Consider the following 22,582-nt stretch of genomic DNA (forward strand, 5'->3'; position numbering starts at 1 on the left):
CATTGGAAATAAATTTTCTTGAGTGCTATGGCAAGCAAGATCCCCGATTTCTTAAAAAATGCGGGTAGTTTAACTTTTCAATTTTTCGCCTAGAGGATAAACAGATGAATCAAAATAATTTATATCAAAACAAATATCTCAAATTGGGCTTATATGTGCCAGCGATCGCTTCCTATTTAATCATAAATTCAGGATTGTTTGCGGTACAATCAGCTAATGCCCAAGAAACACAGATTTTCCAAATAGCTCAACAGAATAATTCCGCATCAGCAACTAGAGAAAAACCGAGAGTTGCCGTTCTCGATTTTGATTTTAGCAGTGTTAGCAATCCTAGCTTATTATCAGTTTTTTCAGGAGGAAGTAAGGGTGTCAGCGATATTCTAGTCAATAAGTTAGTCAAAAACGGTAATTTTGTTGTCATTGAACGCAGTCAAATAGATGCTATTCTAAGAGAACAAAATTTAGGTAACTCTGGAAGAGTCGATGCTAGTACAGCAGCCCAAATTGGCAGAATTTTAGGTGTAGAAGCAGTAATCATTGGCTCAGTTACACAGTTTGACATTCAGCAACGACAATCTGGAGGCGGCTTATTTGGATTCGGTGCAGCAACCACTGATACCGATGCTTTCGTCAAATTAAATATTCGAGTAGTGAATACAAATACAGCCGAAATATTATTTGTAGCTGAAGGTAATGGTAATGATAGTCAGTCAGATACTCAAGTCAGCGTATTTGGTATTGGTGGCGGTTCTGCTACTAGTAATGAAGGCAAATTAATCACTAAAGCAACTGAAAAAGCCATCGATCAAGTAGTTGCTGAATTGAATACCAAATCAGCCAATTTAGCAGCCTTACCAAAACCTTTACCTAGTGTTAATGCAGCTATAGCTGATATCACTGGCAATACTGTAATTTTAAACAAAGGCAAATCTGATGGCTATCGAGTTGGGATGAAGCTATCAATAGAAAGAGTGACGAAACAAGTAAAAGACCCCACAAATGGTAGAGTAATTCGCAGTATTACCCAGTCAATAGGCATGATTGAACTAGTTGATGTGGATGCTACATCTAGCGTGGGCAAAATTACTACCGGGGGAAAATTCAAAGTTGGGGATATGGCTAAACCTGCTCAATAATATATTAATAAAATTAGTAGAGACGTTGCATTGCAACGTCTCTACATAATTTATGTGTATCATGATTAACGTGAAATGATATTAGTAGGCGATCGCACAGACTGGGGTAAAATCAAGATACCGGAGATAGTTGAGGTAATCAAGAGTAGAAAACTTGAAGTTATGTATATTTAAAATTTATACAATTAGTATTATTTAAAACTTTATCCTACCCCAAACCCCGATAAATAGCGCATTTTTGGTGTATGAAAACCAATAACAATATCTTGTTTAGGCACACCCATTTCCATCAATTCTAAAGCAATATCAGCTTCAGTTGTATTTTGCTGAATCCAAATTTTCTCATTCTTGATATCGAGATGAACTATCGGCCCATAAATTCTTTTTTGATTATTCCATCCAACACTAAGAATTTGATAATGATCATGTTCATTATCAAAAATCTGTTCAACTTCGACATCGCCATAACTGGGTTTATACTGGAGATATTTAGTTAATAAGTGCTTGACTTTTATCCGATATTCATTTAATTTATCCATCTTTCTATTTCCTCCGTCTCAACGTTATAGATAATTAGCTTTAAAGAGTTTTCAATGACTACAGTTTGAATAAAAGGTAAGTTGAAGAAGTCGTTATAAATTACTAATGGTACTGCTAAATATAAGGTTCTATTTGGCTCTTCAGCCCGTAAAGCAGTACGATAATTAATGAACTGTCCTAGTGCCATATGAAATTCTGAAATCTTTGAGGCACTGACAAAATTTTTAATTTCAACTGCTATTTTTTCTCCTGCTTTCTGGGCAGATATAAGTTGCTCCGCACCCAGATCAATCTGAACATCAACTCCACCACATCGAATATTTAGCGGATCATCTGTGACGATCCAGCCATCTTTTTGTAATGCAGACTTCACAATATTGTGGAATAAATCACGAGCCATAGCGTTACAACACAGCTACCCTCATCTTAATACAGATTTGGGGTTTGAATAATTCGCTCATAGCGTTTCTCGTTTGAGTTAGGTACATCTCATTGAGATCAGAGGCTAGAGACTAGAATTTAGAGTGTACCTATCGTGTAACTGAAAATTGCTATACAGTATAATAAGATAATAGTTTAAAAATGTGGATTTTTTTCTAAAAAACAAGAACCCCAACTTTTTAAAAAGTCGGGGTTCTGTGTATATCTAGGCAATCAAACTAAAATCACTAGCACTCAAAGTAATATCAGGATTACCCAAACGGGCAAACTCAAACACAGTTCCCGTACCCAAAACATTACTATCCTGATTGTAGAACACACTACCACTACCTTGGCTAAACACAATCCGGGCATTGCTGGCATTGACAAACTCATCATCACTGACAACAGCAAAATCAGATAAAGCTTGTCCCACACCATTAATCACAGCTGTGAAACTAGCCTTACTCAACACAATCAAATCTTGTCCTACAGCAAAGTCGCTAATGTAATCAACACCTAAAGTGCTGACTCCACCACCTTGGAACAGATACCTATCCCTACCAGCACCGCCAGTGAGAATATCATCACCCGCACCGCCAAAGAGAGTATCATCTCCAGCTAAACCTTGGATTTGGTCATTACCACTACCACCACTGAGGATATTATTCAACGAATTACCAGTCAGACGGTCATTTCCTGCACCACCCGTAGCGTTTTCGATGACATTATTGGCAGAGAGAATCAATTTGAGATTGCTATTCACCGTTTGCGATGTCGTCACACCCAAATTCACCTTCACACCCACAGTGCTACCAGTAAAGTTAATCGTATCGATACCGCCTGTGGTAGTTTCTGTAATTGTGTCAGTTCCCAAGGTGGTATTAGCTACGTAGGCATAAGTATCATTGCCATCACCACCAGCAAGAGTGTTATTAGCACTATTACCTTTGAGGATGTTATTACCTGCATTCCCTGTCCCACTGATGGCTGCTGTGCCTGTAAGAGTGAGGTTTTCCACATTAGTGGGTAACGTAGTAGTAACCGCAGTACTCAGAGTATCGGTGATAGTTGTCGTGACTGTATTGGTTGTCCCCAGAGTCGCATTGGTAGGAGAAGTCAGCTTCAGAGTAAAGGTTTCATCAACTTCGTTGACTGAATCATTGAGAATGGGGATATTGATGACCTTACTCGTATCTCCTGGGTTGAAAGTCAGAGTTCCAGTTGTGGCGGTGTAGTCTGAACCTGCTGTAGCCGTACCATTAGCCGTAGTGTATTGGACTGTGATAGTTTGGCTACTGGGATTTGATAAACTGATGGTGTAACCAGCGTTTTGAGGATTAGTTAAACCTTCGACAATGGTTTGATTAGCGCTGAGTTTGATTATAGGTTGAGGGTCGTCATCGATAATACTAACTGTTGCATTAGAGACTGTACCCAAGGTTGCGCCACCTGTGGGATTACTTAAAGTAAGTGTGATGGTTTCATTAGATTCATCTATGATGTCATTGACAATAGGAATGGTAACGGTTTTGCTGGTTTCCCCATCGGCAAAATTAACAGTAATTGCTGTGTTGTTGTAGTCGCTTGGTGCTTTAGCTGTGCCATCTTTTAAGTTGATTTTGGCACTCACAGCCCCATCATTACCATTGGTGCGAGTGACAGTTACAGCTGCGATAGGGGTTCCATCTTCTCGGACACTAAATTGAGGAGAACTAAAAACTAAGGTTCCGTTATTTGGCGAAGTGTTACTGTAAATTGTAGCTGTAAATTCCGATGTATCATACAAATCATTACTATCTCTAGGATCGAGAGCAAAATCAACAAATGACCCCTTATTTACGGCAACTCTAACTTTATAATTAATGCCTTGTCCTCCATCTAGAATTTGTGACCAAGTTTCTACCCCGTCAACGAAAATTCGTCCAACAATGCCATAGCTGCTGCTAAGAGATTTTAAATCTCCAGAAATATCAACAGTACCGTCAATTTCACTTACCCAACGTCGAACTGCCCATTGCTCAACAGGTAGCCGACCTCCACCTGTTGTTTTTCCATTAGGATGACCACTTATTGCTCTTAGATTTGTCCAATAAGTTCCTTCTTGAACGAACCAAGTAGAAGAATCGATAAACTGGGTCATCAATTGGAAATCAGAACTATTAAATGGCCCGTTATAGTAACCGTAATACCAGTTATTTTGTCCTTGAATAGCTGAAAATTCTGTTTGAGAATTGGCTATTTCGAGGCTATTACTGGCCGTTCTAATTAACTCTACATTGTCCAGCAGCAGTCCGTAAGTATCTCCACCAGCATGGTCAAAAATCAACTTTCCATTTGCTGCTGAAGTAATTGTAAAGCTACGGGTAAACTTAGTGAATGGTTGAGAACTGCTGAGGATAAAAGTTTCACTAAACAGATTTCCAACAGATACAGCAACAGAATTAGTATCTCCTCGTTGAGAACCTGCTAGGGAAAAACTGAGAGTAACTTTATCTCCTGTATTAAAGTTAAATATTGTTTTAGATTCTAGGCGACTAGCATTATTGGTACTACCGTCTAAATCTAAATACAAACCATTTCTCGGTAAATAATCATCCTTGCCATTACCAACTAAATCAAGACTACCATCGGTAATAGTCCAATTAGCTAAATTAGTATAGTTATATTTCCAAACACCGTTGTTTTCAGAATTAAAGTTATCGTTCAGTAAAAAAATAGCCATATTTGTATTCTCCTTTTTGGGTTTGTAGATGTTTCAGATATGAATTGATGAATGATGCAATGACTTGTAAATTTCATCACAACTGCGTTTGATTAACACAATAAATAATTGACATGAGGATTTGTTAGCCATTTCTGCCAATTTGATTGCACCTTTGTGCCATCTTGGTTGCATTTTGGCGCAAAATATAGTGAGCGGTTATTTGTATTGGGTTGAAGATGGAAAATTGCTGTGTATAGATCCCCTCCTTCCACAGCCCATTACAGGAGTAAAGACGCTAAAATTTGTAGCAGTTGACAACGGTTAAGTTAATGAGTCCCTCACTTGAAAAAATTTTAAGCGAGATTGAAGAACTGACTCCAGAAGAGCAATTGACAGTGATGGGGCATTTGGTGGAACGTGTGAAGAAACATATCACTCAAGCGCAACCAAAACGCAAATGGAACGATTTGAAGGGTATGGCTCCCTATCCGCTATTGGGTGAGGATGCTCAGGAATGGGTTTCGGGGACTCGACGGGAAGGAGATGAGCATCGAGAACGGTTGCTGCGAGGAGAGGAATGAGGATTAGTGATGCGTTACTACTTAGTTGGTGCGTGACGCTATAAGTCTCATTGCTTCTTTAAAATCTGATCGGAGCGTCACACACCCTACTACTTTTGCGTGAGCAATTAGAAAATCTGGGCGAAGCATTGCTGGATTTTAGCAGTATGGTTACTGAGGGCTTAAGCTAATCAACAGGAGTACGCGATCGCCTTCATCATTGCTCGTGTAGTAACATATCTCATGCGTCGAGATTCCATATTTTACAAACTGTTTCAACAATCACCCACACTGCTATTTGAACTATTGACAAATCCACCGACAAATGCGTATGAATATAAATTTGATTCAGTAGCTGTCAAAGAACCAAAATTTGAGATTGATGGCGTGTTTCTCCCACCAGAAACCGGAAATCCGGGGACAGTGTATTTCTGTGAAGTGCAGTTTTACAAGGATGAAAGACTGTATGAGCGAGTATTTGCCGAATCTTGGTTATATTTCTATCGCTACCGGGATAGGTTTAGTGATTGGCAAATAGTCATTATTTACCCATCACGTAGTCTGGAACAAAGTGATCTTTATCCTCACCGAGCATTTCTTTCTAGCGAACAAGTGCATCGGATATATTTGAATGAGTTAGGAGATATTCGCGCCTTACCTATGTGGGTAGCTTTAATGGTGTTGACAACGGTAAATGAGCAACTAGCACCACAGGAAGCTAGATATTTACTAGAACGTTCTGCTATTGAACAGACTGCAACTACAAATCGCGCCATAATTGAATTAATTACTACAATCATGGTGTACAAGTTTGAACACCTTAGCCGCGCAGAGGTAGAAAAAATGTTAGGTATTACACTCCAAGAAACACGAGTTTACAGAGAAATTAAGGAAGAGGCAGAACAAAGAGAAAAATCGCTCATTCTTCGCCAACTAACTCGACGAGTAGGAGAATTACCGCAACAGGTGCGTGAGCAGGTGGAAACTCTATCTTTAGAGCAATTAGAAAATCTGGGCGAAGCATTGCTGGATTTTACCAGTATGGCTAATTTGCACTCATGGTTAGAAGCACTCAAGGCTTAAGCTAATCGCACAGAGGTAGAAAAAAATGTTAGAAATTACTAAAGAAGTCGGGGAGCTAAAATCGCCACAACGAGAATTTTTTTGCAGTCCAGGTGAGTTGACAAACCATGCCTTTTGGTGAATTAGGATAGCGCTTAAATTCACCATGTAACTGTTTGGCTAAATTTTTAGCTAGCTTGGTTCCCATCCCTGAATGTGGAGATAAATCTGCCATCGCCTCAATCTTTAAACCGTTATCTGCGACTCGAATGACATTTTTCCCCTCTTCTTGAGTACAAATTACCTCAAGACGAGTAGTTCCATGAGCATATTTTCTGACATTACGCAATGCTTCTTCTAAAAAACGGCAGAGACTTCGTTTTTGTTCTGTAGTTAAATGGCGTTCATCAAGTGGTTCAAATTTGAGTACTTTATATTTGATATTTTGAAAGTATGTATAATCTCGTTCTACAATCTCGTTGTAGACTTCAAAGAGAATTTCATCCAAAGGTTGAGATAAATCTAGTCTTTGCTCTTGTTGTAAATAAAAACTATCTACGTCAATTACAGCCTCTTGTCTGACTAAATCATAAACATCGCGTAATTCTTGATTGAGTTGCTGAAGTTTAGATACAAATTCTGGAGGTGATAAGCTTTCATCGCTTTGCACTTCTCGCAAAATGATGTTTAATGTTTGCAAGGGATGACTATGGATAGCATCGAAGGTTTGGTCGATAATTAGCTGTCGGTCTTGAATGCGATTTAAGGCTTCATTGTATCGATAAAAAGCTGCTAAACCTATACCATTCAAGACTAAAGTTAAAAATGCTGGGACAAGGGGAATCCACCAACCAATAATAATTAATCCATAACAGATTATCACTAGACAAAAAATAGCGATCGCCATCCCAAACAGCAGCTTCCAGGGATTGTAAATGACACGCCCTAAAACTAATCCTAAAACCCCCCAAGTAATAATCCATAAATATTCCCAGCCATCAGCCCAAACATTAATCATTGAGCGCTGATCTAATACTGCACTAACTAATTGACTCACTACATGAGCTTGGATTTCCACACCATGAATTAGGGCTGGATTTTTGCTATTAATTGCTGATGAAGTTGCATAATCTTTAGCGCTGGAACTAGTCATCCCAATCATGACTATTTTGCCACGAATCCAATCAGGATTGACCTGGCCGCTTTGAATTTCTGTGAGGGAAACTCTGTGAAAAGGTTTTTGGCGATCGCGCACATTAATTAATATTTGGCTACTGTTAGCATCGGCTCGAATATATCCACCTGAGTTGGGCTGAAATCGAGGTATAATAGTTGAATTAAACTTGATTCCATACTCGTCATTTTCTACATTTTCTAAAAAAATATTTTTTGTTTTTAAATAACACTCTGTCAACTTCAAAGGAAAAGAAAATCGCCATTTTTTATCGTTGTTTAGTGCCATTAAAAGGCTACGTCTTTGCTTGCCATCTGTGTCAATTAAAGCATCAGCAAATCCTATTTGCTTATCAGGTAAATTAGGTGGAGCATGAAAAAATTCACCCTTGGTATCACCTATAGCTTTCTCAATACCAATTAAGTTTTTAGTTGTTTGAAAAATTTCCACAATTTCCTTATGTCCTGGTTCTTGTGGTAAGTCTCTGATAATATCTAGTCCAATGACAACGGGTTGATAACTTTTTAATAGCTTTAATAGTTTAGCAATATCTCTATCAGGAATTGGATATGATTTAATCTGCTTTATATCCTTCTCATTAATCCCTATAATCAAAATTCTTTCATCTAATTTTTCTTGGGGACGCAGGTACATAAGCTTATCAAACAAAGACCATTCTAGAAATTGCAATGTCCCCAACAATCGCAATATTATTATAAACAGAATTGCCGAAAATCCTGGTATTAGTCCTAAATAGAAAGTTTTGTTTTCTAAATTAATTTTTCTCCAAAATCGAGAAATCATAAAATTTTTAGAGATTTTACATTTTTATTAGTTAATACTTTCCTAAATATTTCATCGGTGGGCTAACGCATCATCAAAAATCTTAGGTGCGTTAGGACTAAAGTCCATAACACACCCTACTATTAATCTGACTAATCAATTAACCCTTCTTCTCTTGCGCGAATTTCAGCTTGAATGCGGAGATTCTTGCTCTTATCTGGGTAAACTCCTAACACATCGTAAATTTTAGTCCAATAGTGGCGAACTGTTCGTTCAGCAACATTCAGTCGCTGTCCAATAGGAATATCATGTAATCCTTCTTTAAATGCCATTTGTATAACTTTGATCCATTCTGGTTTTAATTCCAAGCCAGAACGCATTTCTTTAGGAGTATAATTAACACCTCTCAGCGCCCAATCAACTTTAGTTAACATCTCATTCATTGGCAAGCCTTTATCTGCAACTGTAAAACCTCCTTCATGATTACTAATTGCTGCTTTGAGTCGGATTAAAGCACGAGGAGTTGCGGTTTGAATCACAATATTGAGAGTTGGATATTGACGCATCAAGGTCTTAATTAACTGAATACCATTCTCAGTTTGAGCAGTTTCCCCAACGTTTGCTGGCATAGATAAATCAAATATAATTAAATCAAACTTGATACTTTCAGCTTGATTGAGTGCTGATTTAATGGTTTGTGCTTGGAAAATATCAGCTTCTGGATAATGCTGCTTTAATACATTGACAGTTGCATATAAAACTGATTCGTGATCATCAATCACCAAAATTTTCTGTTTGTTTGGCTTTTCTACACATTGATACATATATAGGCATCCATTTTGATTAGTGAATTGATTTGCGTATTCAAGCAATAGAGTTCTAGCGATAGTATTTGTAGGGTGGGCATTTCCCACCACATCCATGTCTTTTAATTCGGAAATCAAATATTAGTTCTATATGTTCATATCTGTCCGTAAATGTTGCCAACGGAAATACCAAGTTTCAGTATTATTGTTGTGCTGATACAAGCATTCTCCAAATATTAAAAAATTAAATGTATATCGCAGATAGTCTAACTCTAGAAAGTTTGATTTATAAGTTTTATTTTGTATATTTGAATCAGTCAATCGAACCATAATTTCACTAAAGTTTTTTCGTGGTCTTAAGCTAATAAATATAGATAGGGTATTGGGAATTGTTGCTAAAGTAATTTGCAAAAACTCTTCTAGTATCATCAAAATTAAACGATTGGTAGAAGGTAATTCCTGATGCCATTCCGTAGGCAATTCTATTTGCAATTTTAATCCAGGAAGGCGTGATTCCCATTTAGTTAATAAATACCAAATTGCTAGCGGTAGACTATTATCAATGTGTGGAGGAGATAAATAGTCACTTAGTTCCTTTAAAGAATGATGAAACTTTTCGATAGTTGCCAAGAAATATTGGTCTTGCTCTGGTTGAGAGAAAGCGGGATTTATAGATGATATTTCTAAATGTCTGCGGATAACAAATGACTCTTGCAGCAAACCATTTTGAATTGTTTCACCAGCTTGATACATTCTCAGCCATTGCCTACTATTCCACCAAATTAACGCTCTTTGTGTTTGCTGATAAGATATTAACAAGTAGAATAAAACCGCAACACAAGTAAGAATTACTACAAAGTATGTGAGAACAAGCATTTCTGTCTTCTAGAGGACTAATTTTCTACAACTACATCAGTATCAATATGTCATGTAGACAATTAATAAATGTACAGATGACTGAGTATACTTTCTTTTGCTCTCGGATAGATAGCAAGGAACAGCCAAACTATTGGCATAAAAGTGCAACCATTATCGCTAACAATGAGTTATGTCAGGTTCAATCACAGTAACCAAAAATTAGGTATTACGGGTTAACCGGATTCATGCAAGAGGCATATTAGACATCTGGTAGAAATTAATTCTGCGTTGCCCGAAATGCTTGTAGAGACGTTGCACTGCAACGTCTCTACATTCATTTTCACCAGATGTGTATTGATGTGGGCATAGAAGTATCAACTAAGGAATAATAAAGTCCTGACGAGCAATATTATCGATAATTGTGCGATGTTCAGCATTCGCCGCATTGCGGTAGATAGTGGCAAAATCTGCCATACCAGATTTCATCCCAGTTCTTAAATAAATCCCTGGAACCGCACCGGGGTGAACAAACCACAAATTATCTTGTCCATCAGCGCGGGTATCGTGTAAATCCCAGAATGTTGCTGCTACCCATGACTCGTTCCGATTAATGGGATTTTGACAAGCAAAAGTAGGATTTTCTACAGCAAAATCAAAGCCACCATCAGGAGATGCACCACGGTCAGATTGTGTCCAGAACACCATAAAATTAGCAAAGCCTTCCATCATCGCTAAACCAGGGGTATAACAGTCACCTAGAGTATGGCTACCACCAGAACCGGGAGGTCTGTTATTGTTCCAGTACTCATAGTTAATTTGGTGAGACAGTTCATGTTGCATCACCCCGTTGCGGCTAGCGTGAGATGGAATTAACCAAATATTCCCACCAGTGTTAGCACAACTCCAAGGCACTCCACTACCATTGCCGCAATCATAGGCTGTATTGGGGAAAACCACTTTAATCGAATCTTTCCTTAATGGATTAATCCCTCCATCCCAGTAAAGTTTAGACCAGAGGTTCATCCCTTCATCATAAATTTCACCTAAACCCCGGACTGCACCAGTGGAAGTATTTGCTATCCAACTGCCTTCGTTATGACTTAAGCTGACACTATTTCTTTCTGGCCCTACCCAGCGATAGGTATCTCCAGCAGAAGTTTGCGGTGTAAAAAAGCGGTTAAAGGCTACATACTGAAACTTGACTTTTCCTGCTTCTTGAGGAAATGACAGATTCCATGTACCGTTAGCCTCAATCCAATCTTCTGCTACGTTTACCCAGCTACCACCCTGTTGTCTCCAGGCGCGTACACGCCAACCAAAGGCAGGATGTAATAAATTGTCCATGCCTCTCCAAGAAAATACCCCATTTGCTTGGACAGTTCCTGCTGCTAGCAAGGTTTTATTTAACTTCTGAGATTTTGGTTGAGGGAAGTCCCTTAAAACTGGTTTGCGAATAGTCCGTCGGATAAGATCCGGCTTAACTTTAATAATATTTGGACTTTCTTTGCCACCTGATGATTCTGTGGGAATTTTGAAAATTGTTTCTCGCTCCATATTCAGCAATTCTTTCATTGCTGGCCTTCTAATATTACCTACAGGAGCGCGAGGTATGGAACCATCATCTTTGTTAACAGAAAATGAATCTCCCAAGACTGAATCTCTTTCATCTGGAACTAAAAATAGTTTTTCATAAGTGGATGCTTGATATTTACCATTTTCTACTAAAAAGTAAATATCTACAGTATGCCGACCAGCGAGTATTCCCTGTTCACTGCGGAGGTTTAAATCAAAGTTAATTTGCCACTTGCCATCTTGAAAAATCCCTCCAGTATAAGTTACAGTTCTTGACTCGCCAGGCTTTAGCAAGATTCTACCTTCTCCTAAACTAAATGCGTATGACTCGTTTTTGATTGATGGTAGTTCAATTATTAAGGGATATTTCGTCACATTTTCTAGAAGAAACACTCCTTTAATCTCACGCGCGCTTCCTTCCGGCGCAACTTCACTCTGACGGGTAATTACTCCCAGGGGTTGTTCAGCATTAGCCTTAAATGTCATACCTGTGATTAAGGTGCTAGCAAGAGTTAAAGCACAAGCAATTTTTTGGAATTTCATCATTAATAACTTCCCTTTTTCTATTTTGACAAATGCTATTGTCACTTAGTAAGTAACCAAGCGCGAATGTCTTAATTGATTTATTTGTTTAATGTTGTGATTTTATGCAGTATTCTGAATTTCAGAACTTAAATAAATCTTAGGCGAGAATATATTTTAGTATGTGAAATCATGTATAAATATTCACATAAATACAAATATTTATACCAAATAAAATCAGTGGTACTTAATCTAGAACTTCTGTCAAAAATAATACTCTTAAAAATTCCGAACACAACTCATAGTCATATCGACTATGATTAAGACAAGAACTTAAATAAACAATCTCAACTTAAAAGGAGCGAATTATGAACTTTACTCGCTTTGAACATCTCAACGTTGCTTGTCAAGATATTGATGCAACTCAGCAGTTTTACCAAACTCTATTTCCTGATTGGTATGTACGCGCTCAAGGAAAATCAGATAATGGCGATCGCTGGATACATTTTGGCAATCATCAATTCTATATATCCTTGAATGATTATGCTGGGCAAAAGCGCTTACAGCAACCCTACGAAGGGATTGGGATTAATCACGTCGGCTTTGTGATTGCAGATGGGGAAGCGATGAAACAATGGCTGGAGAAACAAGGGATTGAATATTACACGATGACAGCACCAGAAACCAAGCACAGAATTTATGTCAATGATCCTGATGGGAATGAAATTGAGTTAGTTGAGTATCAGCCTGATTATGCACTCAAATGATTGACATAATCAAACAAATGTCTTGATGTTTCTATGTAATGGCGAACTCAGTTAAGGCCCTTTTACTAGGGTGATGGAAACCCAAAATAATATCAGTTTTGGGGATACCTGCTGCTAACAGAGCATCAACAATCTCTAAGTTGGTGTTGTCTTCTTCCACCCAGATTTTACCGTTTTGAATCTGGAGGTATAAGATAATGTGCTGCACTCGTCTTTTACTATCCCAGCCGCAACGCAACCACAGGTATTGATCGCGTTGATCGTCTAAAATTAGGCGATCGCTTACGTTAGGTAAAACGCCATCAGTTACACTGGATGGAATACCATCGCTAATTTTAGTTTGTTTCGTGTTGGCGGGTTGAGAATTAGCCAAGTCATAGTATTTTTTAATAGTTTCTTGAACTATATAACGATATTGGGTTAAAGTATCCATTGCACGATTTGCTCCTGTTGGATATCTACGATAACTAATTGCAGATTATTTTGGCGGGTAATGAGTTGAACTGATGGACGTTGAAAAAAGTTTAAATAAACAATGTCGTCAATTGCTAGGTACAAATTATATTCAGGTTCGCTGACTTGGATGAGGTTGCGATAGACGATGTACTGTCCAAGGGCATTGTGAAAATCATACATTTGAGATTTACCCACAAAGCTTTTGATTTCTACAACAATTTTCTGCCCCTGGCGTTGTGCTGCGATTGGTTTTTCTGCGGCTAAGTCAGCATACAGTTCAGCATCTTCATATTTAATTATGTAAGGATCAGCAATTATTAGCCATCCATCTTTAATCAAAGCATTTTTTACAGCATCGTGATAAAGGTCTTTGGCAGGCATGAAGTTGTATTTTGAGGTGTGAAGTTAGCTCTTACGAGCTTGTCATATTAGGGTCTGGGATCAGAAAACCTGCACCCTAAAATCCTGAATCAAAAATTCTATTCCGATATATCGTAATATATCACGATATATCGTATAGTAGAAGAAATAGATTCAGGACTTACTTATGTTTAAACACTTTCGTCCACGCTTTTTCACACCTGCATGGGTAGGCGTTAGCCCAGACGAGCGATTAATGTTCAATCATCACTTTCAGCATGGTCGGCATCGTGGTAGAGATCATGGTAGAGACTGGGGTGATGAGATGTTTGGGCGTGGTTGGGGAGAGGAATATCGCACTCGCCGGGGTGATATCAAATTCCTGTTGTTGGAATTGTTATCCGAGCATCCCAGTCATGGCTATGATTTAATCAAAGCTATGGAAGTCCGCTATGGTGGTTTTCGTCGCCTCAGTCCCGGCTCGGTTTATCCCACCCTGCAAATGTTGGAGGATGGAGGCTATCTGACGAGTCAAGCTGAAGGTGGTAAACGGATTTACACCATTACAGATGAGGGTAGAAAACTCTTGTCTGGGCGTGTCCAACAAGAAGATTTAGATTCCCCTGGGGATGCTTTTAAAAACTTTGTCAAAGGTAAACCCCAGCAGTTGATGGAGTTGCGGAATGCGGCGGGAGAGTTAGCCGTTGCAGTCATGCAAGTTGCGCGTAGTGGCAATGTAGAACGAATGCAACGAGTCCGGGAACTACTAGAACAGGTGAAACGAGAAATTTACACAATACTGGCAGAAAAATAGCTAGGAACTCGTAAATGAAGAAGCTGATTAAGCGGATAAAAGCATTTATCAAGCGTATCTTGAGAAAGTTTTCATCCCCATCTCCCTTACCTCAGACTATCAATGCTCACCCGCCATCAGTGGCTCCCTTGCCAACTGTCTCTCCTCGCTGGGAATCTGGTTTAGTACTTGTGTGTTCCCAGTGCGGACAAGAGCATTCGACTAGAACGGCTAGAAGTGCTTCAGAATCAGAAGATTTACTAAATTGGTTAAAATCTCAGCTGAAATTTGATGGATTGTGGGGTGAATTTCGCGTGGTTAGCACTGGTTGTTTGGGAGTTTGTCCCCAGAAAGGTGTGACTGTAGTGCTTGTTAGCAAAGCCAATGGCAAGAGTGAGTGCTTAATTGTCGATCCCAACAGCGATCGCTCTACTCTTTATTCATATATTAAAGAGTGAGAGAGTGCTGAGTGAGGGAGTGCTGAGTGAGAGAGTTCTGACTATTGGCCAATGACTAATGACCATTGACCATTGACTAATGACCATTGACTAATGACTATTGACCATCGACTAACCGCAGATATGGACACTTTGAGAGAAACCCTGATGCTTTATTGTGAGCATCTGGATCATCTAGATGATTTGGTGTAGGTCGGATAGTACCAGCAAATAGATCATCTAAACCGTAAGGGGTGAAAAATTCCCATTCTCCATTGGCATCTAACCTTACACCGACAGCAGTAGCCGTGTGTAACCAATCTTTAATTCCATCTTCTGTACTGGTGTAGAGACGTTTACCAGCACGCCATCGAGCGAAACTGGCTTGATTTTTCACATCAAATTGGTGCTGGGGAAATTGTTCTGTGAGGCTGGTTTTAGCTAGCAATTCTTGAGAACGGTTTCCCGCTTCATCAAAAAAGGCGATATCAAAATCTTTGATGAATAACTGACACTCGTTACCAAAGATGGAATGCCAAACGGTGTTGCGGACTGCACCCCCAGCTAACCACCAGTCAGGGAGATGGAGTTTAGCGATCGCAGGTAATACTTGATCAACAGGTGTATCAGCCAAAATCATCTGTAAGCGAGTGTTGCCATTCATCTTTTGCCAGGTTAAGATACAGCGTCTCAGAAATACTGTACACTGCAACAACAAGAGACAATCACAAAAATATTTTGACTAATAACCAATGACTCATTTAAACACTTAGACGTGGCAGTGCTACGTCTCTAAATTATATTTTGGAGGTGTCTAATGACTAATGACCAATGACCATTGACTAATGACTATTGACCAATGACCAATGACCAATGACTAATGACTAATGACCATTAACTAATTTTGCCCCGTTTATCCTGTAATCTAGTATCTACATTATTACTACTTATACCTCCTGCAACCTCCTGCAACCATGTCAGAGTATCTTGCTCCTCCAACAACTAAGCCTAACAATGCTCGTTTCTCCTCTGGCCCCTGTGCCAAGCGGCCTGGCTGGTCTGTGTCGCATCTACAAAACGCTTGTGTGGGTCGTTCTCATCGGTCTGAAGATGGTAAAGCTAAACTATCAGAAGTCATAGAGCGTTCTCAAAAAATTCTGGATATTCCCGCAGATTATCGTTTGGGTATTGTCCCGGCTTCTGATACTGGTGCTGTGGAAATGGCGTTGTGGTCGCTACTAGGACAAAGACCTTTAGATATCTTAGCTTGGGAAAGTTTTGGTCAAGAATGGGTCAAAGATGTTGTAGATGAGTTGAAGTTACCGGATGTGCGGTTACTGAAAGCACCTTATGGTAGCTTGCCAAATTTGGATGAAGTTGATTTTAGCCATGATGTAGTGTTTTTGTGGAATGGTACAACATCTGGCGTGAGAGTGCCGAATGGTGATTGGATTAAGAGCGATCGCCAAGGTTTAACTATCTGTGATGCTACATCTGCTGTGTTTGCAATGGATATCCCTTGGGACAAAATTGATGTTCTCACCTACTCTTGGCAAAAGGTATTGGGTGGAGAAGCACAGCATGGTGTTGTCGTCCTCTCACCCCGCGCCGTGGAAAGGCTGGAAACCTATCAACCAGCTTGGCCGATCCCAAAAATTTTCCGTCTGTCACAAAAAGGTAAACTCATTGAGGGCATTTTTAAAGGCGATACCATCAATACACCATCAATGTTGTGTGTAGAAGATGCTCTTGATGCTTTGGTTTGGGCAGAAAGTATTGGAGGATTGGCTGGTTTAATTAGTCGGAGTGAGGCTAATTTATCAGCGATCGCTAAATGGGTTAAACAAAGCAACTGGGCAGGTTTTTTAGCAGAAACTCCAGAAACTCGTTCTTGCACTTCCATTTGCTTAAAAATTGTCGATGCTGCTTTTACTGAGTTGAGTGCAGAAGATCAAGCGAAATTTACCAAGAAACTAGCCAAACTGCTAGAAAAACAACAAGTAGCCTACGACATCGCACCTTACCGGGCTGCACCCCCTGGACTGCGGATTTGGGGAGGCGCTACAGTTGAAACCGCAGATATTGAAGCCTTACTTCCTTGGTTAGATTGGGCTTATGCAACAGTCAAAACTGAGTTTGTGCCTGTAGCTTAAAATAATTCGCAATTAAAATCTGAAAGTGTTGAGTGCTGAGTCAAAGTTACTAAACTCGCTCTTGGCGTTGCGGTTGAGGGAGAGGTCAAAAAAGACTTGTCTAACTCCTAATACCAATTTCCAGTAAATATGAAAGAGATTTTTATGTAGAGACGTTGCATTGCAACGTCTCTACATAATTTATGTGTATGATAAAGATATTTGCGACACATAGTAATACCAATTCAAAATTCAAAATTCAAAATTAAGAATCCAGACAGGACAATGTTTTGGGGATGTGTATCTGTCGCATTCTTTATTCAAATTGGTATAAGTTAAGTTGAAGAACGTGGGCGTAGCCTTCTCGAAGAGTTACCCAACGCCAAAAGCCTTGCGATTGTTGAGATTTGCTTTGTTCAATCCAAGCTATGCCTAATGCACTACTTAAGCTTTGCCACCCGACTACAATTATCTTCCACTGAACCGTATTGAATGATAGTTATCCAAATTTGATATTTAGCAAATTCTGTATCTTATTGCCAGATTTTTTGGTGAATTAAGCACATAATATAAGCACTTAATATCCTTAACTGATTTGGAGTATTATTTTGCGAGAAACTGCGTAAATATCACTTTGACACGTCTATACATAAAATACTCTTTTTGTATAGTAAGTAACTTCTTAAAGTTAGGATATCTTCACATATTTAAGTTGGAAGACAAATGGAAATTTCTTATCACCACATTAATTACCCACTTCGTCCTCCTTCTACTCTCAAAGATTTTCCCATTCTGGAGACTGATAAGTATATCCTCAAACTTGCTGCGACTAAAGAAGAGTTAAAATCTATTTTTCGCTTACGGTTTGAAGTTTTTAACTTAGAATTAGGTTTGGGATTTTCTAGCTCTAAATTAACGCAAATGGATCAAGATGAGTTTGATGCCGTGTGTCATCATTTGATGTTAATTTCTAAACTCAGTGGCAAAACTATCGGCACATATAGAATGCAAACCTATAAAATGGCTTCTCAAGGGTTAGGCTTTGATGCAGCTGACATATTTAATCTCAGGACTATTCCTGATGCTGTATTACAAGCATCTGTGGAAGTGGGACGTGCTTGTATTGCTAAAGAATATCGCAGCATTCAAACACTTTTATTATTGTGGGAAGGTTTAGCTAATTATCTGATTTGGAGTTGTAGTAAATACTTTTTTGGCTGCGCTTCTTTACTCACACAATGTTCTTGGGAAGCAGCTTGTGCTTATGATTATTTTCAACAAAATGATTTAATCCATCAAAATATTTTAGTCTATCCTCATTCACAGTATTCTCTAGATATATCTCAAGAATTACCAGATTTATGTCATGTGGAAATTCCCAAGATTTTACAAGCATATTTAAATATTGGAGCAAAAATTTGTAGTTTGCCCGCCATTGATCGCCAATTTAAAACCATTGATTTTTTAACAATATCTAATATTCAAGAATTTACTAGATGGTACTATCCTAATTGCTTGAAAAAATAAACAATATTTTGTTACAAATACTTTGATAAATTGAGAAATTGAGTTATGCGGCATTTTAAACTTGTGCCGAGTTGGTTACGGTTTTTAATGATTTTTCTTTTGGTAATCTGTATATTATTTCGCTTTTTTAATATTGAGAGCAAAGTTTATTCTTTAGAGGAAACTTACACATCATTACGAATTTCTGGGTATACAGTAGCTGAAGTCAAATCGCAAATATTTAATGGTCAGATAATTGACAAGGAAAGTATTCTTAAGTTCCAAAATCTTAACGTCGATAAAGGTTTTAATGACACAACTATGTCTCTGGCGGTGGAAAGCCCAGAACATTCACCTTTATATTATATTATTGCCAGATTTTGGGTAGAAATTTTTGGCAATTCGGTGAGGGTAATTAGATATTTATCAGCAATTGCTAGTTTATTGATATTTCCCAGTATTTATTGGCTTTGTCGAGAATTATTTGATGTGCAGTTGTCGTTACCTATTTTAGCTATCGCACTCACAGCTAACTCACCTATTTATCTAATATACGCCCAAGAAGCACGAGAATATATTTTTTGGTTAGTCACAATTATTCTTGCTAGCGCGGCTTTATTGCGAGCCATTCGTCTCAACACCAAGGAAAACCATGATTTATCTACAAAAACTCAACTGTCAGACCCTTTTACTACTTGGGGAATTTATGTAATTACTTTAGCATTGAGTTTATATATTTGTTTGTGGAGTGCATTTGTTGCCGTTGCTCATGGTGTTTATATAATTTTTATAGCTAAATTTCGTATAACTGAACTTGTCAGGTCTTATGTATTAGCCACAGTTTTCGGTTTTTTAGCTTTTGTCCCTTGGTTGATGATTGCCGTGGCTAATTTCTTTCAGTTTATTCTCTCATCAGATGGTAGTAGCAATCAAGATATAAATTTCATACCTTTAATGCCGTTTTTACTCATGCAAGTAAGTCGGATTTTTTTGGATTTAAATATTAGTTGGGAAAATCCTATCAATTATTTAATCATATCTTTGTTTTTGATTTTATTAATATACGCAATTTACTATTTATGTGTGACAACTAAATCTCAAGTTTGGTTGTTTTTAATTATATTAATCATCGTACCTGCATTACCTCTCATCTGGCCAGCTTTAGTTTCTGGTGGTATCCCTCCAGGTTCTGAACCTTATTTAATCCCCTCTTATTTAGGCATACAGCTAATTGTCGCTTACTTATTAGCTATCCAAATACACCATAAAAATATTACCCGTCGCAGTATTTGGCAAGTTATATTAGTATTCCTGATTATTTGTGGTTTGGCAACTTCTAGGTTATATTATCCAGCAGAAACTTGGTGGAATAAGGGTGTGAGTTCTGGTAATCCACAGATTGCTAGCTTAATTAATCAAAAACCTCGTCCATTAGTAATTACTAACTTCTCAGAAACTAATTACGGCAATGTTGTTTCTTTAAGCTATCTTTTAAACTCAAAAGTACGCTTTATATTAATGCCAGACCAGAGTATGCCTAATATTTCCAATGATGTTACTGATATTTTTCTCCTGAATCCTACGAATCAGTGGCGACAGCAAATAGCTAATAGATACCAGTTACAACCGCATCTTGTTTATGGAGATGATGATTATTTAGTTTGGAAATTAGTGAAAAAAGGAGAGTTGCCAGAAAACTAAATCTATCTCCAGATATACAACTTTCTATACTTACTAAATTATACTCAGCAAGATTGCTGAAATGATCAGCGATCGCATCCAATATTATTCTATTTTGAACGTAAAATACTAGTGATTTACTATGCAGTCTCTCAAACTTGCACCGAGTTGGTTAAGGTTGTTTGTTGTTGTGCTGCTGGTAGTAGGTGTATTTTTTCGCTGCTTTCACCTCGACTACAAACTTTACTGGCATGATGAAGTTTATACTACTTTTCGCGCAGCTGGTTTTACAGGTCAAGAAATTAGCCAAGAAATTTTTAAAAACCAAATTCTTTCCCCACAAGCAATACAAAAATATCAGCGTCTTCAACCCGGAAGCACCTTCCAAGATACTATCAAATCTTTAGCAGTGGAAGATCCTCAGCATCCACCACTGTATTTTCTCATGACTCGTTTATGGATGCAGATTTTCGGTAGTTCCATTGCTGCATCTCGTGCATTAGCAGTCGTCCTCAGCCTTTTGGCATTATCTTTGATGTATGCTTTGGCAATAAATCTATTTTCATCACAGATAACAGCTTGGCTAGCAACAGCGCTTTTAGCTATCTCTCCTTTCGATATTTTATTTGCTCAAATTGCCAGACAGTATAGTTTTCTCACACTCTGCGTCATTGCTAGTAGTCTAATTTTACTCAGGGCTTTGCGCTCCTTTAAATGGTATAACTGGGGATTATATACTGTAGCAATTACCGTCGGATTGTATGGTCATCCTTTCTTTGGTTTGACTATGATTGCTCATGTAGCTTATGTATTGCTGAGACAATTAACAGAAAAACCAAGTCAGTTTGATATTAAACAGTTGAGCTTGTTAATTTTAGCGATCGCTGCCTCAATTATTCTCTATAGTCCGTGGTTATTAGTGATCAAAACCAATTATCAAAGAGTTTTAGATACAACAAATTGGGCTAAAGGTGGAGATATTATTTACTTAGTTAAACTCTGGATACTCAGTTTTACAGCTTTATTTTTTGATTTAGATTTTGGCTTTGATAATATCTGGACTTATATCTGGAGAATACCAATTTTATTGCTAATTTTTATAGCTCTTTATGAACTTTACCGACGCACTCATCCCGCTACTTGGCTATTTATTTTAACTACAATTTTTGTTCCCTTTCTCATATTAGCTGTACCAGATTTACTATTAGGCACAAAACGTTCTGCTGTCAGTCGCTATCTTATTTCTTGCTTTCCTGGAATACAACTAGCCATAGCTTATCTGTTAACAACTAAGTTAATACAAGTAAAACGCCTATGGCAAGGTATTTCGATTGTGCTAGTTGCAGGTAGCATTGCCTCTGCTACAGTTAGTGCCTATTCTCATACTTGGTGGACTAACATACCCAGTTATTTTAATGCTGAAATAGCTCAACGTATCAACACTATTTCTGCTCCAGTTATCATCAGTGACGCAGGTAATGATGGGACTAATTTAGGGGATTTAATTTCTCTTAGTTATTTACTTCATGATCAAGCTCGATTACTATTGCTCAGTCAACCACCACAGATAGATAATAACCTCCAATCTCTTCTGGCAGACAAATCTCAACTATTCTTTTTTCGTCCTTCGCAAAAACTAGTTAAGCTAATTGAGCCAGCACAGGGTAAACTAGTGCCGATAGTACCAGCAGGAGGACTCTGGCAGCTAGAATATTAAAACTAAGATCAAGCCACTATCATCAGATTATACATCTTCTGATTCCTATGTTTTGATGATGGAACTTATACGACAAACGGGGGCTGCAAGTAATGACTGAAGAATCTATCAAAATTACTGGTTTTCATGCTCATATTTACTTCGATAACACCAGTTTTGATGCCGCTTCCCGCATACGTGAAGCATTAGGTGCTAATTTTCATGTACAGCTAGGGAGATGGCATGAAAAACCCATTGGCCCTCATCCCCAAGCAATGTATCAAGTTGCATTTTCATCAGAGGAATTTGCTCAAGTGATTCCTTGGCTAATGCTTAACCGTGAAGACTTAAATATTCTTGTTCATCCTTTAACAGGTGATGATGTTAGTGATCATACTCGTTTTGCTCTCTGGTTGGGAGACAAGTTAGCGCTCAATATCGGTGCGCTGCAAAAATCGAATTCATTGTCATGAATTGTGCTGTGCAACCGCAATTGATAACGTTAAGAGGACGTTTGAAAAGTCTGTTTCTTTGTCATGTTGAATGCAGCGTAGCGGAATGAAACATCTCGGTATGTGCCACAAAACCTAGATTCTTCCTTACACTGCGCTCCAG

General features: G+C 38.3%; 22 protein-coding genes. 12 read left to right on the plus strand and 10 right to left on the minus strand.

Annotated features, from left to right (window positions below; genetic code table 11):
- Nucleotides 1-104: 104 nt before the first annotated feature.
- On the plus strand, nt 105-1,136 hold the full coding sequence (locus FD725_RS05920; protein ID WP_179047266.1) for a CsgG/HfaB family protein: 1,032 nt from the start codon (nt 105-107) through the stop codon (nt 1,134-1,136).
- A gap of 203 nt (nt 1,137-1,339) precedes the next feature.
- On the opposite strand, the gene FD725_RS05925 is transcribed toward FD725_RS05920, so the two are convergent.
- The 3 genes from FD725_RS05925 to FD725_RS05935 all read right to left on the minus strand — a co-directional run bounded on the left by FD725_RS05925 (nt 1,340) and on the right by FD725_RS05935 (nt 4,821).
- Nucleotides 1,340-1,675, minus strand: a complete 336-nt coding sequence (locus tag FD725_RS05925; RefSeq protein ID WP_179047267.1) for a XisI protein — start codon at nt 1,673-1,675, stop codon at nt 1,340-1,342.
- Nucleotides 1,663-2,076, minus strand: a complete 414-nt coding sequence (locus FD725_RS05930; protein ID WP_179047268.1) for an element excision factor XisH family protein — start codon at nt 2,074-2,076, stop codon at nt 1,663-1,665. The genes FD725_RS05925 and FD725_RS05930 overlap by 13 nt, the downstream gene beginning before the upstream one ends.
- Nucleotides 2,077-2,322: 246 nt before the next feature.
- Complete coding sequence (locus FD725_RS05935; RefSeq protein WP_179047269.1) at nt 2,323-4,821, minus strand: Calx-beta domain-containing protein; 2,499 nt, start codon at nt 4,819-4,821, stop codon at nt 2,323-2,325.
- 311 nt (nt 4,822-5,132) lie between these two features.
- On the opposite strand from FD725_RS05935, the gene FD725_RS05940 reads away from it, so the two are divergent.
- From FD725_RS05940 to FD725_RS05950, 3 genes are all read left to right on the plus strand, one after another.
- Entirely contained in the window at nt 5,133-5,384 is a 252-nt protein-coding gene (locus FD725_RS05940) for a hypothetical protein (protein WP_179047270.1), read from the plus strand.
- 95 nt (nt 5,385-5,479) lie between these two features.
- Nucleotides 5,480-5,554 carry a DUF4351 domain-containing protein gene (locus tag FD725_RS33090; protein ID WP_372726725.1) on the plus strand — a complete coding sequence of 25 codons (75 nt, stop codon included), beginning with the start codon at nt 5,480-5,482 and terminating at the stop codon, nt 5,552-5,554.
- A gap of 52 nt (nt 5,555-5,606) precedes the next feature.
- On the plus strand, nt 5,607-6,446 hold the full coding sequence (locus tag FD725_RS05950) for an Rpn family recombination-promoting nuclease/putative transposase (RefSeq protein WP_179047271.1): 840 nt from the start codon (nt 5,607-5,609) through the stop codon (nt 6,444-6,446).
- A gap of 55 nt (nt 6,447-6,501) precedes the next feature.
- Here FD725_RS05950 and FD725_RS05955 read toward each other — a convergent pair whose 3' ends face one another.
- From FD725_RS05955 to FD725_RS05970, 4 genes are all read right to left on the minus strand, one after another.
- Complete coding sequence (locus tag FD725_RS05955; protein ID WP_179047272.1) at nt 6,502-8,403, minus strand: CHASE2 domain-containing protein; 1,902 nt, start codon at nt 8,401-8,403, stop codon at nt 6,502-6,504.
- Nucleotides 8,404-8,534: 131 nt separating this feature from the next.
- Nucleotides 8,535-9,206, minus strand: coding sequence for a response regulator transcription factor (locus FD725_RS05960; RefSeq protein WP_179051440.1), 672 nt, complete (start codon nt 9,204-9,206; stop codon nt 8,535-8,537).
- A gap of 129 nt (nt 9,207-9,335) precedes the next feature.
- Nucleotides 9,336-10,064 carry a hypothetical protein gene (locus FD725_RS05965; protein ID WP_179047273.1) on the minus strand — a complete coding sequence of 243 codons (729 nt, stop codon included), beginning with the start codon at nt 10,062-10,064 and terminating at the stop codon, nt 9,336-9,338.
- A gap of 360 nt (nt 10,065-10,424) precedes the next feature.
- Nucleotides 10,425-12,164: a hypothetical protein gene (locus FD725_RS05970; protein WP_179047274.1), complete on the minus strand. Its 1,740-nt coding sequence runs from the start codon at nt 12,162-12,164 to the stop codon at nt 10,425-10,427.
- A 344-nt stretch (nt 12,165-12,508) separates the two neighbouring features.
- On the opposite strand from FD725_RS05970, the gene FD725_RS05975 reads away from it, so the two are divergent.
- Nucleotides 12,509-12,907, plus strand: coding sequence for a VOC family protein (locus tag FD725_RS05975; protein ID WP_179047275.1), 399 nt, complete (start codon nt 12,509-12,511; stop codon nt 12,905-12,907).
- A 31-nt stretch (nt 12,908-12,938) separates the two neighbouring features.
- On the opposite strand, the gene FD725_RS05980 is transcribed toward FD725_RS05975, so the two are convergent.
- Both FD725_RS05980 and FD725_RS05985 read right to left on the minus strand, forming a co-directional pair.
- Nucleotides 12,939-13,340, minus strand: a complete 402-nt coding sequence (locus FD725_RS05980) for a XisI protein (RefSeq protein ID WP_179047276.1) — start codon at nt 13,338-13,340, stop codon at nt 12,939-12,941.
- Nucleotides 13,328-13,744, minus strand: coding sequence for a XisH family protein (locus FD725_RS05985; RefSeq protein WP_179047277.1), 417 nt, complete (start codon nt 13,742-13,744; stop codon nt 13,328-13,330). The genes FD725_RS05980 and FD725_RS05985 overlap by 13 nt, the downstream gene beginning before the upstream one ends.
- A 166-nt stretch (nt 13,745-13,910) precedes the next feature.
- Between FD725_RS05985 and FD725_RS05990 the strand changes: the two genes are divergently transcribed.
- The gene (locus FD725_RS05990; RefSeq protein WP_179047278.1) at nt 13,911-14,537 is read left to right on the plus strand and encodes a PadR family transcriptional regulator; all 627 of its coding nucleotides are present in this window, start codon (nt 13,911-13,913) and stop codon (nt 14,535-14,537) included.
- A 14-nt stretch (nt 14,538-14,551) separates the two neighbouring features.
- A complete protein-coding gene (locus FD725_RS05995) occupies nt 14,552-14,974 on the plus strand; it encodes a (2Fe-2S) ferredoxin domain-containing protein (RefSeq protein WP_179047279.1) in 423 nt (140 codons plus the stop codon).
- A gap of 97 nt (nt 14,975-15,071) precedes the next feature.
- Here FD725_RS05995 and FD725_RS06000 read toward each other — a convergent pair whose 3' ends face one another.
- Nucleotides 15,072-15,617: a nucleotidyltransferase family protein gene (locus tag FD725_RS06000; RefSeq protein WP_179047280.1), complete on the minus strand. Its 546-nt coding sequence runs from the start codon at nt 15,615-15,617 to the stop codon at nt 15,072-15,074.
- A gap of 310 nt (nt 15,618-15,927) precedes the next feature.
- Between FD725_RS06000 and FD725_RS06005 the strand changes: the two genes are divergently transcribed.
- The 5 genes from FD725_RS06005 to FD725_RS06025 all read left to right on the plus strand — a co-directional run bounded on the left by FD725_RS06005 (nt 15,928) and on the right by FD725_RS06025 (nt 22,440).
- Nucleotides 15,928-17,106: a phosphoserine transaminase gene (locus tag FD725_RS06005; RefSeq protein ID WP_179047281.1), complete on the plus strand. Its 1,179-nt coding sequence runs from the start codon at nt 15,928-15,930 to the stop codon at nt 17,104-17,106.
- A 702-nt stretch (nt 17,107-17,808) separates the two neighbouring features.
- Nucleotides 17,809-18,612 (plus strand): GNAT family N-acetyltransferase, encoded by an 804-nt coding sequence (locus tag FD725_RS06010; RefSeq protein ID WP_179047282.1) that lies wholly within the window; start codon nt 17,809-17,811, stop codon nt 18,610-18,612.
- A gap of 45 nt (nt 18,613-18,657) precedes the next feature.
- The gene (locus tag FD725_RS06015; protein WP_179047283.1) at nt 18,658-20,292 is read left to right on the plus strand and encodes a glycosyltransferase family 39 protein; all 1,635 of its coding nucleotides are present in this window, start codon (nt 18,658-18,660) and stop codon (nt 20,290-20,292) included.
- 121 nt (nt 20,293-20,413) lie between these two features.
- Complete coding sequence (locus FD725_RS06020; protein WP_179047284.1) at nt 20,414-21,988, plus strand: glycosyltransferase family 39 protein; 1,575 nt, start codon at nt 20,414-20,416, stop codon at nt 21,986-21,988.
- Nucleotides 21,989-22,080: 92 nt separating this feature from the next.
- On the plus strand, nt 22,081-22,440 hold the full coding sequence (locus tag FD725_RS06025; RefSeq protein ID WP_179047285.1) for a DOPA 4,5-dioxygenase family protein: 360 nt from the start codon (nt 22,081-22,083) through the stop codon (nt 22,438-22,440).
- Nucleotides 22,441-22,582 lie beyond the last annotated feature (142 nt).

This window comes from Nostoc sp. TCL26-01 (assembly GCF_013393945.1).
GTDB lineage: Bacteria > Cyanobacteriota > Cyanobacteriia > Cyanobacteriales > Nostocaceae > Trichormus.